The sequence below is a fragment of the uncultured Finegoldia sp. genome, assembly GCF_947252345.1.
In the GTDB taxonomy this organism is placed as follows: Bacteria; Bacillota; Clostridia; order Tissierellales; family Peptoniphilaceae; genus Finegoldia.
In genome coordinates, this window is sequence record NZ_CAMXVC010000001.1 from 1 (window position 1) to 18,117 (window position 18,117).

General features: G+C 35.4%; 15 protein-coding genes. 4 read left to right on the forward strand and 11 right to left on the reverse strand.

The genetic code is table 11. From position 1 onward, the window contains the following. Window positions 1-76 precede the first annotated feature (76 nt). The 11 genes from Q0X02_RS00005 to Q0X02_RS00055 form a co-directional block, all read right to left on the reverse strand. The gene (locus tag Q0X02_RS00005) at window positions 77-1,417 is read right to left on the reverse strand and encodes an MATE family efflux transporter (RefSeq protein WP_297809656.1); all 1,341 of its coding nucleotides are present in this window, start codon (window positions 1,415-1,417) and stop codon (window positions 77-79) included. A gap of 72 nt (window positions 1,418-1,489) precedes the next feature. Continuing rightward, window positions 1,490-2,452: a GNAT family N-acetyltransferase gene (locus Q0X02_RS00010; protein WP_297809659.1), complete on the reverse strand. Its 963-nt coding sequence runs from the start codon at window positions 2,450-2,452 to the stop codon at window positions 1,490-1,492. Window positions 2,453-2,677: 225 nt separating this feature from the next. Further along, window positions 2,678-3,721, reverse strand: coding sequence for a Fic family protein (locus tag Q0X02_RS00015; RefSeq protein WP_366093789.1), 1,044 nt, complete (start codon window positions 3,719-3,721; stop codon window positions 2,678-2,680). A 130-nt stretch (window positions 3,722-3,851) separates the two neighbouring features. Continuing rightward, the gene (locus tag Q0X02_RS00020) at window positions 3,852-4,301 is read right to left on the reverse strand and encodes a hypothetical protein (RefSeq protein WP_297809665.1); all 450 of its coding nucleotides are present in this window, start codon (window positions 4,299-4,301) and stop codon (window positions 3,852-3,854) included. Continuing rightward, window positions 4,302-4,502, reverse strand: a complete 201-nt coding sequence (locus tag Q0X02_RS00025; RefSeq protein ID WP_297809669.1) for a helix-turn-helix transcriptional regulator — start codon at window positions 4,500-4,502, stop codon at window positions 4,302-4,304. A 142-nt stretch (window positions 4,503-4,644) separates the two neighbouring features. After that, window positions 4,645-6,375, reverse strand: a complete 1,731-nt coding sequence (locus tag Q0X02_RS00030; RefSeq protein ID WP_297809672.1) for a proline--tRNA ligase — start codon at window positions 6,373-6,375, stop codon at window positions 4,645-4,647. A gap of 268 nt (window positions 6,376-6,643) precedes the next feature. Then, complete coding sequence (locus Q0X02_RS00035; protein ID WP_297809675.1) at window positions 6,644-8,977, reverse strand: hypothetical protein; 2,334 nt, start codon at window positions 8,975-8,977, stop codon at window positions 6,644-6,646. Between the two features lie 12 nt (window positions 8,978-8,989). Continuing rightward, entirely contained in the window at window positions 8,990-11,044 is a 2,055-nt protein-coding gene (locus Q0X02_RS00040; protein WP_297809678.1) for an RND family transporter, read from the reverse strand. A 5-nt stretch (window positions 11,045-11,049) separates the two neighbouring features. Continuing rightward, entirely contained in the window at window positions 11,050-11,646 is a 597-nt protein-coding gene (locus Q0X02_RS00045; protein ID WP_297809681.1) for a TetR/AcrR family transcriptional regulator, read from the reverse strand. 165 nt (window positions 11,647-11,811) lie between these two features. Continuing rightward, entirely contained in the window at window positions 11,812-13,068 is a 1,257-nt protein-coding gene (locus Q0X02_RS00050; RefSeq protein ID WP_297809685.1) for an adenylosuccinate synthase, read from the reverse strand. Window positions 13,069-13,678: 610 nt separating this feature from the next. Next, window positions 13,679-14,176: a nucleoside 2-deoxyribosyltransferase gene (locus Q0X02_RS00055; RefSeq protein WP_297809688.1), complete on the reverse strand. Its 498-nt coding sequence runs from the start codon at window positions 14,174-14,176 to the stop codon at window positions 13,679-13,681. 107 nt (window positions 14,177-14,283) lie between these two features. Between Q0X02_RS00055 and Q0X02_RS00060 the strand changes: the two genes are divergently transcribed. From Q0X02_RS00060 to Q0X02_RS00075, 4 genes are read left to right on the forward strand one after another with little or no spacing between them, the layout of a single operon-like run. Next, window positions 14,284-15,147, forward strand: a complete 864-nt coding sequence (locus Q0X02_RS00060) for an ATP-binding cassette domain-containing protein (protein WP_297809691.1) — start codon at window positions 14,284-14,286, stop codon at window positions 15,145-15,147. Then, window positions 15,147-15,899 carry an ABC transporter permease gene (locus Q0X02_RS00065; protein WP_297809695.1) on the forward strand — a complete coding sequence of 251 codons (753 nt, stop codon included), beginning with the start codon at window positions 15,147-15,149 and terminating at the stop codon, window positions 15,897-15,899. Before Q0X02_RS00060 ends, Q0X02_RS00065 begins: the two co-directional genes overlap by 1 nt. A 33-nt stretch (window positions 15,900-15,932) precedes the next feature. Continuing rightward, the gene (locus Q0X02_RS00070) at window positions 15,933-16,601 is read left to right on the forward strand and encodes a response regulator transcription factor (RefSeq protein ID WP_297809698.1); all 669 of its coding nucleotides are present in this window, start codon (window positions 15,933-15,935) and stop codon (window positions 16,599-16,601) included. After that, window positions 16,588-18,114 carry a HAMP domain-containing sensor histidine kinase gene (locus tag Q0X02_RS00075; RefSeq protein ID WP_297809701.1) on the forward strand — a complete coding sequence of 509 codons (1,527 nt, stop codon included), beginning with the start codon at window positions 16,588-16,590 and terminating at the stop codon, window positions 18,112-18,114. The genes Q0X02_RS00070 and Q0X02_RS00075 overlap by 14 nt, the downstream gene beginning before the upstream one ends. Window positions 18,115-18,117 lie beyond the last annotated feature (3 nt).

Below are 18,117 nucleotides of genomic sequence, written 5' to 3' on the forward strand. Positions count from 1 at the left end.
AAATAGTGCAAGATAGGAATTACTTCCTTTCTTACACTATTTATGGTACTAAAAATCGCCCCCAGCGAGGCGAATTTTATATTTTGATGTTGACCCATTTTCCCTGTCTAAATCTTGTTGAGTTGAATAAAAATCTCGACGATTGGTCGGATAGCACTCCGAGCCAGATGCCGACTATTCCCATTTTAAACACAGATACAAGGATGTATGTGACTGTTGTTCTGATGATGGTCACACTTACGATTGAAGATATCAGCGTGTATTTTACATCTCCAGCCGACCTCAAACATCCTCCGTAGATTATCTGCGAGATTTGTAGAAGTGCTATCACGGCGATAAATCGTGCGATTATCTCTCCGGTTTGAACGATTGATTGCTTTTCGAAGAATAAATCGAAGATTTGCTTGCCGAAGCACAACAGTATTACACACAATACCATTGATATGCAAAATCCGATTCTCTGACAGACTTTTCCGAAAATTTTGGCGTCTTCTTTTTTTCCGGCACCGAGGCTCGAACCTGTGAGTACGACAGCTGCGACTTGCATTCCGTCTGCGAATGCAAAGCATATACTTAGTATGTTCATTCCGACATTGTGCGCTGCAAATGTGTCCGTGCCGAGGCTTGCTGCCATCAACGCCGTTGTCAAAAATCCGATTCTCATGGCTATGTTTTCCACGAACAAGTTCGTCCCTAGTTTGACGATGCTGACGAACACGTCAAGTGTCGGTTTGATTTTCTCTTCGAAAATGTATTTGATTTGTACGAATCCGTCTTTTTTGTAGAGCGATTTGACGCACATCAAACTGCTGACAACTGTTCCTGTCACCGTCGCCATGGCAGCTCCAGAAACTCCAAGTCGTGGAAATCCGAAGTTACCACCTATGAGGCAGTAATTGAAAAAAATGTTGACAACGCTGGAGACTAGATTGGTTGTGAATGCGATTCTCGTGTTTCCGCTTCCTCTTTGCGCTGCGTTGATTGCCATACTGATTACAGTAAAAATCATTCCGCCCATAATTATTCTGAAATAATTGAATGCGTCTGTGTGAGTGTCGGAGTTACTTCCAGCTAGTTTCAGGATTGAATCCGAGTAGCAAACCATAAAACTACTCACCACAACCGTCAACAAAACCGACATTAAAAGTGTTGTCACCAAAATCCTGTTCGCACCTTCTTTGTCTTTTTCGCCGAGGCGTCTGGCTACGAGTGCCGATGTTGCGATGTTGATTGCAAAAAACATCGACAGCGCTATGAATTTGGGCTGTGTTGTAAGTCCCACCGCTGCAACTGCAGAACTGCCGATCGAGCTAACCATATAAGTGTCGATAATTCCCGCCAGCGCTATGAAAAAACTCTCCAACACAGATGGCCAAGCAATTTCTATCGCTCTTTTGTAAAATTTTTTATTCTTCATTTAATCATCCATTCTATCGTTCATTTGAAAATGCTATATACCATCATACTCCTAACGAAAAATTAATACAAGTTAACTCGTTTTAATTCTTACAGTTGAACACTCTTCATTAGCGTCCACGATTTCAAATCCACATTTCAAAAACAAATCAAGCGAAGGATTGTCGGTACCAATATCATCGTATAATTCATCTATGTCCAATTTTTTTGCCAAATCAATCAAAAACATCAACGCTCTTTCCCCGTAGCCATTGTTTCTGTATTCGTCTTTTACAATTAGACTGCAAATCCACCTATCATCTTCCTTATATATACAACATTCTCCTACAGGCTTGTTACGACCCATAATATAATAGTAAAATCTGTCGTCAGAATTTATCCATTTGTCATACCAATTTCGCCATTTGTCTTCTGAGAAATCAATAGCTCCGCCGTATTTTTCGTTGAAACTCATCGTATTTTCATCTGCCAACAACTTTTCTCTGAAATTCATCTCGTCAAATTCAGGAATCACGAAATCACATTCGTAATCTTCATCAATCATAGAATACATACAAGCATCTTCCACGCCATGATTGTTGACCGATCTTTTTCGAAGACATCCTTCGTATTTCATACGGGCATTCACCATAACCTTGCCACTGGCAGGATTTCTCCTGTCGTGTGTAGCTTCTACTCTGACTGCGTGTTTTTCTTCAAACAAATATTTTAGCATTAGCTTCAAAGACTCTGTCATTATTCCCTGTGACCAATAATCGTATCCCAAACAATAACCGATATTATAAGTCTTGGGGTTTTCTTTGATTAACCTAGCTGCAATGCTACCGATGTTTTCATCGTCAGTGTTACAGATTGCAAAATTGATGTTCTTGTCATCATTTATCCATTGTTTAATAATATTTTCAGATTCTGAGACTTTTGTGTGAGGATTCCACGACAAAAACTTCGTAACTCTGCTGTCGCTTGACCAATTTTCAAACATTTTTTCTGCATCATTTATTGTAAATTTTCTTAAAATCATTTTGTCAGTTTTCATAACTTTCCATTCCCTTTTTATATAAAAATATCGCGTTGTTTTCATTCAATTATACCCCTAATTTGAAAAATAAAACAATTATAGCTTATTTCGTAGCCAAAATTAAAAAACCATCCTGCGATTCTGTCGCACTTATCTCAGACGACTGCTGTGACGGTAACCATTGTTTCTTTTAACAAAAAACAAAAGCTGCGAGAAAACTCACAGCTTTTTCGATTTCAAAAATTAATCCTTAATATATTTAGTTGCTCTTCCACTACCTATTTGTTTAATTAATTTTCTGTCTTTTAATTCTTTCAAGGCTCTTTCAACAGTTCTCTGAGAAATATCTGGACAGAGTATAACTATATCAGACTTAGACAACGGTTCTAAAGTTTTCTCGAAAACTTTCATAATTCTCTCAGAAGATGTCAAAGATTTCTCTCCTATAAGTCTGAATCTTTCATCACACTCGAAATACGCTTTGTAAATAACCGACAACATATATTTTATAAATGGCAACTCGTTATTCTCTCCAGAATGCCAATTCTCGCTTGATGCTTGTAATTGTTCATAATACATATCCTTAGTATCTTCAATTATCATTTCCAAGGAAATATATTTTCCTACGAAAAATCCATTTTTGTATAAAAGTAAAAGCGTCAACAGCCTTGACATTCTTCCATTTCCGTCATAAAAAGGATGAATACACAAAAAATCATGCACCACAGCTGGAATTAACAACAATGGTGGTATGTTTAATTTTACGGCTTCATCATAAGCACTAATCATCTTATAAATATAATTTTCCGTTTCAAATGCAGATACTGGCTGAAACCTTATTTTTTTCTCTCCAAATACATTTGTTTCCACAATGCTATTATCGATAGTTTTGAATTTACCTTTATGACTTTCAGAAGAGTAATAATACAACCTACTATGAAGGGTCAAGATATTATTTTTCGTAAATTCAATATCCATATAATTTTCGTGGATAATATCCAGCACTTCCCTATATCCGTATATTTCCTCTTCATTTCTATTTCTGGGTTCACTTTTTTTATTCATCAATTCTTCTAATCTGCTATCATTTGTAGAAATCCCTTCGATTGCATTAGAAGATTTTGTTGACTGAATCTTCGCAACCTCCACCATCTTTTCAAGTACATCCGAAAAATTTGCTACATAAAGTTCCTGTTTACCTTTATATTCGTAAATTTTTGATATCAAATCGTACATATTTGCAGGAATATTTAATTGTAACAATTTTGAATAATCAAACTCTCTCATATTACTCACCATCTTTCTCGCCATTATATCATAAATGGCGTAGATAAATCAACGTTGGCGAGATTTTTCTCGCCATTTTTGTCGATTTGGCTATGATAAATCGAATGTGGCGAGAAAAAAAATTTTATTACTACAATTTCCGGCTCCAATATATTTTCAAAATCAAAGTTATAATTATTTGTGCAATGGCTACTGCTGTAAGTGCGATGAACACTTCATAGTTTACATAAGACATTACACAGGCGATTACCGCTATGACTAATGACAATATTGGTACAATTTCTTTTCCGGATTTCATTCTAATTAATATTTCACGTTCGTCCGTTTCTTTTGTGTACATTTCTTTTAGATATTTTTCATCTCTGTAGGCTCTTATCAAACATCCCATATAAAATACGCAAACCAGTTCTATTCCTGTGAAAAATCCCAAAACATAGTCCGTTGTATCTGAAGCCTGTGGTGATATATCTTTCAAAAAGTCCGCTCCTAGAGAAATAGCTAAGAGAGCTGTGACGCAAAATACTACTAGCAAAGATATTCTACGCGCTATTTCTTTTCTGTAGTTTTGTAAGTTTTTCATTTAATCATCATCCTCCATTGTAAATATGTCTTCGATTTTCATTGCGAAGAATTTTGCGATTTTGAATGCAAGTGGTAGTGATGCGATGTATTTTCCGTTTTCTATCGATGTGATAGTTTGTCTTGTCACTCCTACCTCATTCGCCAATTCTTCTTGAGTAATTTTGTTTTCTTTTCTTAATTGGGAAATAATATTTTTCATTTTTCCTCCTTTGCAAAGTTCACTTTACATTTTTTAGTATAGTACACTTTACATTTTTTTGTCAAGTATACTTTACATTTTTCTAAATAAAAAAACTACGAGCAATTTCACCCGTAGTTTTCATTTTAAATATCAGTATAAATTATCTGTATAATCCACCAATTGATTTCAAGTTGGAGTTGATGATTTCCATTACTTTGTCGTATGCGTCCTGTGATGACAATTCTACATTTTCGAGCGTTTTTCTTTCAGAAAATTCTACGATGTCCTCAGCAGCTTTCTTGCCGACTGTTATTCTCAATGGGATTCCTATCAAATCACGATCGTTGAATTTGACTCCGGCTCTTTCTTTTCTGTCATCAAGTAGAACTTCTACTCCTTGAAGAAGTAATTTTTCGTAAAGTTTTTCTGCGAGAGTGTTTTGTTCTTCATCTTTTGTGTTAACAATTGTGATGATTACATGATATGGAGCTACGACTAATGGCCAAATCATTCCCTTGTCGTCGTGGTTTTGTTCGACAATTGCGCTGACACTTCTCGTAACACCGATTCCGTACGAACCCATCCAGAAGAATTGTTCTTTTCCATTTTCATCTAGGAACGTCGCATTCATACTCTTGGAGTATTTTTGTCCCAATTGGAAGATATTTCCGACTTCGATTCCTCTCTTGAATTTCAATGGAGATTTTGTTTCAGGGTCGATATCGCCCTCTTGTACCATCAACAAATCTTCCACGATTTCTCCTTCGAAATCATCTCCATAGTTTACATTTTTAATGTGGTAGTTTTCTTCATTCGCTCCAACGACAAAATTCTTCATCTGAGTAACTCTCGAATCGATTATAATTCTACAATCCAGTCCGATTGGGCCTGTAAATCCTGGGGCACTGTTCAAATCCAAGATATTTTGTTCTTCCATCATTTCAACTTCGTGTTCTGGACATTTCAAATATCCGACAAGCTTGGACATATTGAGCTCACGGTCACCAGGAATGAAAACTATGACAGGTTTTCCTTCTACCATTAAATCCACAGCCTTCAAGCAATGCGCTGCATCAACATTCAAAAACTCGCTCACTTCTTCAATCGTCTTGCAGTTTGGTGTGAGGACTTTTTCTGACGAAAGTTTTTCCACATTTTCATCGTTCACTTGATAGTAAACATACGCCTTTTCATCAGTAGCCGCAAAATCGCTGTCGTCACTGTAACAAATCACGCCTTCGCCGACATCACTCAACGCGATAAACTCGTGCGAACTGTTACCGCCCATAGCACCGCTATCTCCCGCAACGATTTTGTAATCCAAACCCAGTCTGTTGAAGACAACCTCGTATGCTCTCCACATATTCATATATGCTTCGACCATAGATTCTTCGTCAACGTCGAATGAATAAGCGTCCTTCATCAAAAATTCTCTCGAACGATTGATTCCAAATCTCGGTCTTTTTTCGTCACGGTATTTCGTTTGAATTTGGTAGATATTGAGAGGAAGTTGCTTGTAGCTTTTGATTTCTCCTTTTACTAAATCTGTAAAATACTCCTCAGCTGTTGGTCCAAGACAAAATTCACGGTTGTTTCTGTCTTTGAGCTTGAACATTTCTGGTCCAAATGTCTTCCATCTTCCAGATTCTTCCCAGATTTCACGAGGTTGAGTGATTGGCATATGAATTTCTTGTGAGTTGTAGTTATCCATTTCTTCACGAACGATGTTTTCTACCTTTCTTACAATTCGATATCCCAATGGCAAATAACTGTATAATCCTGCTGCCGTCTTTCTAATCATACCAGCTCTCAACAGCAATTTGTGGCTTGCTATCTCAGCATCTTGAGGGTCTTCTCTCAATGTTGGCATATAAAATTTATTCATTCTCATAATAAATCAATCTCCTTTTTTAAGTGTTTCAATTTTTGTATCTAAAAAAAAATCCCCCGTCACGAAGACGAAGGATCGCTATACCACTTCAATTTTAAAGTTATAAGGTGACAACCCTGTGCTTTTGACACAATCTCTGAGTTAGGTTCATCCCGCCGTAAATGAAAGTTCGCACCACACACTTTCTCTCTGAAAAATCGTACAGAATTAATATTCTCTTCCTTGATATTTAAAATTGTATCAGAATAGATTGTTTTTGTAAAGATGACTATTTTATTTTTTCGACGATTCTAGATTTTGTTTCAAAATTATCGTCTGTCCCTGTAAATGAAGAATCTTTTACTGCCAAATCACTCATAGCATTTACAATGTCTTTGAATTTGTTCAAATCTTTTGTCTTGTTGGATAATTCATCAATTCCTTTTTCTTTGTACTCTTTTAATTTGGAACTGAATTCTTTTTGTCCAGATGAAAGCTTGTCGCTTCCTGATTTCAATTGTCCTGTTGATGAATCTAATTGTCCAAGTCCATCGTTTAACATATTGATTGCATTACTCATTGGAATGATGGCTTTTTCATTGATTTGTGACAACGAAGATAAAAGAGCTGATTGTTTGTTGAACTCTTGCAATCCACCAGATAATTTCTTAGAGCCTTCAACTAATGCACTTGAATTCTTATCCAATTCTTCCATTCCATTTAAAAGCATTGTCATTGCTTGTTCGTTTTGCAATGTACCTTCTTTTAATGATTGTGTTCCACCTTTGATTTGACCTGTTGCATCGTCAAGTTTGTCGATGGAATCCTTCAACGTTGATAATCCATCTGCTCCATTTAATGCGCCACCCATTTGTCCCAATCCTTGAGATAATTGGTTAGAAGAATCTACAAGTTTTGATTTGGATTGATTCATAGCGGCAGATGTTCTCATAAGTGCATTGGATAAATCAGCGTTTCCTTTTGACAATTGACTTGAACTTTGTGCTAATTCATTTAATGCTGCTTGTAGTTTTTGTTGCCCAGCGTTTTGTGAACCAACTTTTCTGATGGACTCTGCTTGTGCATACATTACATTTTTTTGTGCTTGAAGATATGCAATTGTGTCGTTTAGTTGTCCATCTTCATTTTTTGCTTGTAATTGTTGGATTGCATTGTTCAATCCTTCTGCTGAACTTTCAAGTCCAAGGGCTATTTTTTCTGCGTTTGCACTTCCATCAGCTCCACCTGCCAATTGTGCAACTTGTTGTAGTTTTTCGTTGAATTGTGCGCTTGAATCTTTTAATTGTTGAGATTTCCCAGAAATTTGTTCAACTGTATCTGCTAATTGACCATAACTTCCTGCCAAACCATTCAATCCATTTGATAATTGTGTTGATTTTTCAAGTAATTGGTCTTTTTGTGCGTTCATTTGTTTCATATTTTCAGTTCCAGCTCTTAATTGTGAAGTCGCATCTTTTAATTTGCCAACTCCATTATCCAAATCAGTAGCACCTTTCGCTAATTTTTCGGAGCCTTGTTTGATTTTGGCTGTGTTTTCTTTGATTTTAGCTACAGCATCTGTGTAATCTGAAACTCCGTTGTATAGTTTCAAGCTACCGTCATTCATTTGAGCTATATATCCTTGGATTGGGCCTACTTTTGATTGTATTCCTGAGAATTTGCCTTGCATTTGTTGTGTAGATGATGCAAGTTTTTGTGAACCATTGTGTAGTTTGGTAACTCCTGTTTGCATTTGTGAAATTCCTGAGTTTAGTTTGTCTTGTCCTTCAGATAATTTAACTGATGCGTCTACAAGTTTTTGTGAATTGTCTTGTAATTCTTTAACACCGTTTTGAAGTTTATCCAATGAATCGATGTTTTTCTTTTCTTGGAAAAATTCATTAGTGATTACAGAATAGATTTCTACTGGTTTGTAATCCTTGATGTCCATTTCAATCGAAACTTCGTCTTTGAATTTGTCCAAATTTTTGTCTTCTACAATCCCTCTCAAGTTTTGTTTCATCCCTGGTGTAATAACCGTAGTTACTATTTCGTTTTTGCCGTCTTTTATGATTTTAACATCGTCTGATGATACATTGTTTACTTTTTCATCGTCAAATGTCATCGCAGCGACTACAACGTATGGTGAGTAGATATTTCTGGACTGACCATCAATTGTTTTCTTTTCGTATCTGTTATTTTTAGAAGTGATTACAATCTTCAAATGGCCAGATTTTCCTTCCAATTCAGAAGCTTTCATTTCTTTTCCATCCAAGAAGTATTTTACAGATACATCCACTGGAAGTTTCTTGTCGGTGTCACCTTTGTAGTAGATGTCTTTTTTGTTTTCGTCTAATTTCAAATATCCGTTTTCAGATTTTAACATTTTGTCTGTTTTCAAATCTTTTACATTTGTCAAATTAGATTTGTCGTTTGCTTTTATATTTTTATCTGAATTTAACCACACAGAGACTGATTTGTCTTTGATTTCATTGCCTTCTACTGTTACATAAACAGTTTCTGATTTTTTGATTAAATCTTGTTGTTCTGCAAATGATAAATTAGCAAATGTCATCGAAGAAATTAATGACAACGCTAAGATTTTTTCGATATTTTTCTTCATATTTGTACTCCTTTACGCCAAATTTTTAGTTGTTTTCTTGATAAATGGGAATGTAATGCTCAATATTGCTGGAAGTAATATTATGATTACAACCATACTGATGATTGCTCCTCTAGCAAGTAACGTACATATTGTGGATACTATTTCCATTTTTGAATAAATTCCTACGCCAATTGTAGCTGCCATAAATGACAATGCACTTGTAACAATTGATTTGGAAGTTTCTTTTACCGATGTTTTCAACGAGCCATTTAAATCTTTGCTCTTTCGATATTCGTACAAGAATCTGTCGGTCATCAGTATAGAATAATCTATCGTCGATCCCAGTTGAATTACGCCGATAACAATCGATGTGATAAATGGAATTGTTTGATTGAAATAGAATGGGATTGCCATGTTGATTTGAATTGCAAGTTCAATTGCCGCTATCAATACAACTGGAATTCCAAATGATTTAAATGATATTGCGATGATTATGAATACTGCGATTAATGATGCTATGTTAACCATCTTGAAGTCTTGGTCAGAAATATCTGTCAAATCGTCTGTAAGAACAGCTTCGCCCGTCAAATATCCGTCCTTGTCGTGTTTTGCAATTACATCACGCATTTGAGAAATTTGTTTGTTAACCTCTTCAGATGCTGTTTGGTATTTTGAATTAACCATAATCATTTCGTAGCCGTTTTTTACGAAATTGTCACGAAGTTTGTCGGGCAAGAATGTTGCAGGAATTGTAACTCCAGTAATCGAGCTTGTTCCAACAACTGAATTTATTCCGTCGATATGTTTTAATTCATCAATCATAGTATTCATAGCAGTGTTAGTTAAATTGTCTTTTACAACGATAAAATGAGTACTTGCCATATTGTAGTCTTTCTTCATTTTATTAAGCGATACTATTGAATCCAAATCTTGTGGCAATGATCTATCCAAATTGTAGTATAATTTTGTGTTTACAGAACCGTAAATCGCTGGAATAAATAGCACTACAAATACCATTGCCAACACTTTTCTCTTGTCTACGACGAAGTTTGATAATTTGTCAAATTCTGGAAGTAATACCTTGTGATTGTATTTGTCCACAACTTTTTCTGTAAGAAGTAGCATTGGTGGAAGAACAATCAAAGTAGATAAAAGTCCGATGAACACGCCCTTGCTCATTACAAGTCCAATGTCTTTACCCAAAGACAATCTCATCAATATTAAAACCAAAAATCCCGCAAAAGTTGTAAGTGAAGATGAGAAAAGAGATGAGAATGTCGCTTCAATTGCCTTTGCCATTGCCTTTGCGTGTGAATCTCTCTTTTTCTTTTCCGCTGCGTATCTGTGATACAAGAAAATCGAATAATCCATCGTTACAGCAAGTTGCAACACCGCTGCGATTGCCTTGGTAATGTAGGATATTTTTCCCAAAAATATATTAGTCCCAAAATTATAAACAACTGCATATCCTATATTCAACATAAACACGAATGGAATTACAGTCGATTCATTCGTCAAGCTCAACACCACAAGTCCAAGTGCCACAGCCAACATTACATAAATCGGCGTTTCCTTGTCAATCAAATCCTTCGTATCTTTTACAAGAGCGCTAATTCCACTCAAATATTTTTGTTTCGATTCGATTTTTTTGATTTGTTCGATTGCCTTCATAGTTCTTATTGAAGATGATGATTCGCTAAACTTAACCATCATCAATGTGCTATCTTTTGCGTAGAACACATCTCTAATATCATCTGGCAAAAATTCGTTGGGAACAGTCGGCCCAATAATCGAAGTCTTGGAGATAACATCCTCGACCCCGTCGATTTTTTGCACTTGCTCTCTCAATTTCTCGGCATCGTTGTCTGTGCCTTCTAAAATCAACATCCCAGTAGCTGCGTTTTTGAAATCTTTATCCAAAATAGATTGACCTTGTGTTGATTTCAAATCAGTTGGCAAATAAGACAAAATATCGTAGTTGATATTTGTAGCCTTGTAACCAATTATTGATGGAATCAACAACAAAGTCATAACCAAAAGCACTAGCTTGGGATGATTAGCTATAAATTCTGAAAATTTCTTCATGTAAATCACCCTTTTCTATTTAAAATTTGTTTAATCACCTCAACCAAAACAGACTTCATTTCATCAATCGATAAAATAGAATCCTTTCTGATTGCAAGTTTGCAAGTTGAAATCACAGTTTCAATCGTCAAAGACAAAATATACAATTTTTGTGAATCAGAATATTCCCTTGAGAACAACTGCGAATACTTGTTCAAAATGTATTTCAGTGTAGTGTCCGCTTCGACAAATCTTTCTTCATTTTCAACCTTCGCATACAACGCCCAGTTCAAATTGCTCGCAACAAGTTCAAACTCAAAAGTATGAGCAATGTAATAATCAATTATAAACTCTGTAAAACTAATAAACCTCTCGACATGGTCTTCTTGCGTGCATTTTTTCTCGGCTTCAAGCACCAAATCAACAACCTTTGACAAGACGATTTGTTCCTTCAAATCCTCCTTGTCCTTAAAATACGAATAAAAAGTTCCCAATCCCAAACCAGTGTTATTCATAATATCCCTGATAGTAGTCTTCTCAACGCCCTTTTTCTCAAACATCTTAATTGCAGATTGGATTATTTGTAATTTATTATCCTTTTTCTTTTCATCCAAGTACGACATAAAATCCTCCTCTCACTCTTTTTGAACAATGTTCATTTCTTTTGATGTTTTTTATTGTACCACTTTTTTGAACTATGTTCAATAATTTCGAAAAATTTTTTTGATTAATTTAAATTTGGGCAAAAAAATTCCGTGGAAGCATCCCACGGAATAATTTGTAATATTTTATTTTATATTCATGATAAAATCTCTTTTTTCCATAATTTCTTCTGTTTTTGGACCATAGGAAACGTAAGAGATTTCTGTGTCTAATTCTTTTTCGATAAATGTCATGTATTTCAAGAAGTTTACTTCAAACACATCATTCCAACCATCAAATTCTTTGTAGATTGGTTTTGCTTTTTTGAAATCATTTGAAATGAATGGCATTTTTTGTTCAACTCCATCAATTTCATATCCAACACACACTTTTACTTTGTCGTAGCCGTTCAATACGTCTGCTTTTGTCATTACGATTGAGTTGATTTTGCTCTTTTTGATTGCATAACGTAATTGTGCAAGGTCAATCCAGCCTACACGTCTGTTTCTGCCAGTCGTTGCTCCAAATTCATTTCCTAATTTTCTAAGCTTGTCAGCTTCGTCATCGAACAATTCCGTAGGAAATTCTCCTTCGCCAACTCTGGATGTGTACGCTTTTACAACTCCCATAATTGTGTCATCATCAGTCAATGTGACATCTGCGCAAGATGTGCTGTAAGCAGTTGTCGTGCTGGATGTAACGTATGGATATGTTCCGGAGTCTAAGTCGAGCATTATTCCTTGCGCTCCTTCAAACAACAAGTAAGAGTTTTTCATTTCATCTTCGATTTCAGATGATGATGTGAATTTCACTCCCATTTCCAACAATTTGTCGAATTTCTCGAGCAAATATTTTACAACTTCATCTACATCGATGTGCATTTTTCCTTCGTAGATGTTGTTTTTCAAGTAAACTATTTCTTCAACACGTTTTCTCAACGATTCATCATCAAACAAATCAATAATTCTAACGTTTTGTCGTGCGGCTTTGTCTTGATAAGCAGGTCCTATTCCTCTTTTTGTAGTTCCGATAGGATTTTTTCTCATAGATTCCAACAATTCGTCTTCTTGTTTGTGGTAAGGTAGAACAATAAATGTTTCCACATCGACCATAAATCTCTTAGAAATTCCAGGGAAATCCGCTTCCAAAACTTCCAACTCTTCAATCATTTGTTCTAATTCGATTACCATTCCTTTTGCCAAAAAGCCCTTGGAATCTGTGTCAAATGTTATTGATGGCAACAAATGATGTACGTATTTTTTGTCTTTAAAATAAATAGTGTGTCCTGCGTTGGCACCACCAGAAGTTCTCACAATAATATCACTAAACTTGGAAAAATAATTTACAACTTTTCCCTTACCTTCGTCTCCCCATTGAGCACCAATTATCGCTAATTTATTCATAACAACTTCCTTTCAAATTATTAGATTTATTTAACTGTTAAGTTAACTGCAAATCACAACTAATTATTATACCATATTAACTCATTTAAAAATAGTATAAAAACTGTAAATTGTCTGATTGGTTATTTTGAATTATTCTTTCATTTATATTATACACCAAGTTATATCTAATTCTGATACCAACAAAAAAGTCCTCACTAATTTGCTTCTACAACAAATTTAACGAGAACTTCGATATGTTACGATAAGAATATTTCAATTTGCTATTAAGTCATATTTAAAATTATGAAAATTATATAAAAAATTACCATTGCGGAAATTAATCCAATTTTTAGCTTTTTTGATGTTTCCGATAAAAATGTATCTGCAGCCGCGCTAAAAATATTAATTCCCACTAAAAGAATCAATGTGATTTTTGGTAATTGAATATTTCTCTTGTTAATTATAAACAGTAAAATTAATGTCACCAAAAAATTAATTTGCTAATTATTGATAAGTACTTGTTTTTCATTGTCCTTCCTCCTGATAGTGAATATCCTTGTCACTTATATGATATGGTTGTCCCTGTGATTTGTCGATAAAAAAACTAGCTATTTCTAGCTAGCTTTTTCTAGTATTCTCTTTTAATAATATTCACGATTTCTTTTTTGTAATCGTCTGTGTTTGGATAGCCCACAATGAAATATCCCTTGTCTTTTACTTGACCGACTATCATTTGGTTTCTGTATAATTTGTTCTCGCCAGTTCCCAAATACCTCATATCCGTTACAAATCCGATGATGATTCTCTTTTTGTCCGTCAATTTGTATTCTTCTTCGTAATCTTTCATCACCGAAAAAGCCATAATTTCTCCTGCAACTCCGTCGTCAATCGACAATCCATCGAGGCAAGCTATCAAAACGTCCGCTTCTTTTAGCTTCGCCATATCGTTTCTCGCGATGTCGATGTCAGTGATTGTAGCATCATTGTCTTTCTTGTTGTTTATCGAATCATTTCGTTGTGGCACATACAAATCAATGTCCACTTGTTTTTCTATAAAACTCGCCAATTCTTCAGTCCAACGAAACATAGCGTCGTTGAAGAAATGCGATGCAAAATATCCTTTCATTTTTTCACCTCGATTAATTCTATCATAAATTTTTACGAAAATCATACATCATTTGCACACAAAATCCACACCGAGATTGTAAAATAAAATCAAGTTAGGAGGAGTATATGATTAAATTAAACAATGTAAAAGTTTCTTACAAAAACAAACTCGCAGTCGACATAACCGACGAGATTGTTTTTGGAGATTGTCAAAAAATCGGAATAATCGGCTCGAACGGCGCCGGAAAATCGACACTCATCAAAGCGATTCTCGGAATTGTAAATTACGATGGAAATATCTACAACGATATCGCCCCAGAAAAAATCGCTGTTCATATGCAATTCAACAATTACTCGGAGTCCGTCCCAACTCGTGACATTATCCAAATGATTGCGAACAGAAAAATAGAATCGGATAAAAATTTGATGGATTTGATTAAATATTTTGATTTTGAAAAATTATTGAAGAAAACTTTCAAGCAATTGTCTGGCGGGGAAAAACAAAAACTCACGTTGATTTTGGTTATGTGGCAAAATTCTCCCGTGACTGTTTTTGACGAGGTGACGACCGGCCTCGATTTTGTTACTCGTCAATCGTTGATGAAAAAAATCGTCGATTACTACAAGGACAAGCCGACAACAATTCTAATGGTAAGTCACTACTACCAAGAATTGGAGGACATCTGCGACAAATTGTTGTACTTGAACGATGGCAAGGTGTTGTTTTTCGGCGATAAAAAGGAAATGTTTTTGAAATACTGTTCGAAATCTGTGATTCTCTGCGATAAAAACTCCATCACTGAATCTTTGATAGACGAAAAAACAAGACTTGTCGCTATGGAAAACAAGATTGCTGCTGGATTTTGTGATGTAGAATCTGAGAAGAAATTGATTGAAAAACTGGTTGACAACAATCAGTCGTTCGAGCGTCTGAACGATTCTATAGAACTCACTGTGCTAAATGCACTTAACAAGGAGGCAACGAAATAATGAATAAATACATCTTCAAATTTGAAATACGTCTTTTATTACAAAATTTCTCGAGCATTTTTTTCGGAGTAGTCTTTCCGATTTTGATGTCGTTTCTCGTGATATCAGGACTAAAAAACATCCCACAATCGCATTTGAACGAAGTTAAGCAGGGCATTATTGTCACGTTAAGCATAATAAGTCCATTGTCGATATTTATGATTGGACTTTCCGCAGTTTTTTCCAAGGACTTGGAGGAAGGTGTTTACGATAGGTTGGATTTGTTTTCCATCAATCACTTGCAAATGGCAAAATACAAATTCGCCGTTTATTTTGTTTTTTGGATGATTTGCAATGCGATTTATTTTGTCGTTATAAAGACTGGGTTGAAAGTTGACATAGCTTTTGTTTCGATAGCAAAACACACAATGTTTGCAACGTTCATCGCCGTGTCTTCTTTTCTAATCGGATATTCGATTTGTTTGCTGTCGAAGAAATTTGCGATAGCATTTCCATTGACTATGGGAATATATTTTTTAAGTATGATTTTGGGTGGAATGATGGGAATACAGGTCGAAGATATGCCAGCTTGCTTGCGAAAAATCGCAGAGTTTTTCCCTATAAGCCACTTCTCGTCCTATGATTATGTTAATGAGATAGCAAAAGGTTCAAAGTTGAATTATTCTTTCTTGCAATCGTTGGTCGTGTTGGTGCTTTTTTCTGCAATTTTGTTTTGGATATCTCTTTATAAAAACAAAAGAAAATCAAACTGAGGATGGTATATAATTGAGATGGGATGTGATATTATGAAAAAAATTCTGTTCTTGGAAGACGAGGTGCAAATCCGAGAAATTCTAACTGAATATATGAAAATAGCTGGATTTTGTGTAGTAGAAACGTCAAACGGAGACGATGCGATAGAAATTTTAAAATCGGAAAAGTTTGACGCTGTAATCTTGGACATAATGGTGGAAGGAGAAAAAAACGGAATCGACGTGCTCAAATTCATTCGCAACACGAAATCAATCTGCGACACAAACGTGTTGATGTTGACGGCGCTCGACGATTTGAACACGCAGATAAGCGCGTTTGATTTGTACTGCGACGATTACATTGTCAAGCCCGTTTTGCCTATTCTTCTGATAAAAAAGTTGGAGATGATTATGAAAAGACGAAGCGCCAACGACAATCTGAAAAAATCGGGGCTATCGTTGGACACAGAAGGCTTTCGTGTTCTGTTAGACGGGGTCGATTTGAAATTGACCGTAACGGAATTTCAGATAATGTCGTTGTTCATCAACAATCCAAACAAAGTATTCTCGAGGGAAAATCTAATAAGCTCACTTTACGACACGGATTTTTACGGAAGCAGTCGAACTATAGATTCCCACATAAAAAATCTCAGGAAAAAACTTCCTAAGGATTTTATCAAAACGGTCATAGGAGCGGGGTACAAATTAAATGAACAATCTTAAATTAAATATTTCTCAAAAAAACTTCCTCTACAATATAATACTTACAGTCTTAATCTGCACGATTATATTCTCGTATATGGCTTTTTATATGCCCAACGTCTACTTGGAAAAGAAACTCGATTCCGCAGAATCCAACGCCATTTCTGTTCACGACTCATTCGTCACTAACAAGAATTACGACAAGATAAACATCCTCGCCAAAGACAATATGATGAGTGTATTCATTCCCGAAAACTCCGACAATGTGACAGTCTGTGCTATGAGATTCAACGCAACAATCCGAGTTAAAAATCCTCAAATCAAAAATCTTATAGATTTTATGAAAAATGGCGACAACAAAAATCTCACGCAAAAAGACGTGGACAGCTTTGTTTTAAAATACATCAAGCCCATTTCTCAGGATTTGACAAAAAATTTGAGTTCTTTTGTAACCATCAAAAAATCAAAAATCATAAGCGTTAAATCAAATGACACAATCAACTTCAAAAGACAAAAAGACAATATGATTTTGAAATTCCAATCGACAGAAAAAGATTCGACTGCGACCAACTTAGTCATTATGTCAAAAAGGGACGATGGAATGTATATCACAATGTTTCCGTACATTTTCAACAGCATTTCAGACATCAAGTCGACTGTGATTTCCGCATTTCCGGTGATTTTTTTGCTTATCGTGTTCATCGTCTTCTTGTCGAACAAATTCTACTCAAAATCAATCACAAAGCCCATCATAGATATGACAAATTTCACGATAAAATCAAAAAATCAAAAAAACGCGAACTACGATTTGCGTATACACACAAACGATGAAATCGAGGAACTTTCAAATAATTTGAAATCGCTCTACGAGACGCTGACTGAAAACTACAAAACCCTCGAAAAAAACTCCAAAAAAAAGGAAATCTTCATCAAATCCACATCGCACGAATTGAAGACGCCTCTTCAAACGGCGATATTGTTGAACGACAGTATGATTACAAAAATCGGAAAATACAAGGACACGGATAAGTACTTGCCCGAACTGAGAGATAAATTGTACAAAATCCAAATTTTAATCGACGATTTAATGTTTATGAATAAAATCGACGAAAATCCTATCATGGAGAAGATGGATTTGGCGGAAATAATGAGAGAATCCGTGAACAACCACAGCGATTTGATTGTGAGCAAGAATTTGAATGTGACTGTCAACGGAGAAACGACGGATGTTGTCGACTACGACCATTTCAGAATAATTTTCGACAATTTGCTCAAAAACGCCATAGAGTACACAGAAAATAACGGCTCAATAGTGTGCGATTTCCAAGGCGATATCACCATAAAAAATTCTCCTACGTTTGTAGATGAATCTATAATTAAAAAAATCGCCGAGCCTTTTGTTTCCTCAACAAAAAGCAAATCAAAGGGAATCGGAATGTACATCGTAGACAATTTGCTCGAAGATATGAACTACAAGATGAATTTGAACTACGACGGACGAACTTTTAGCGTTCACCTGCTCAAAAACGCGTGATTG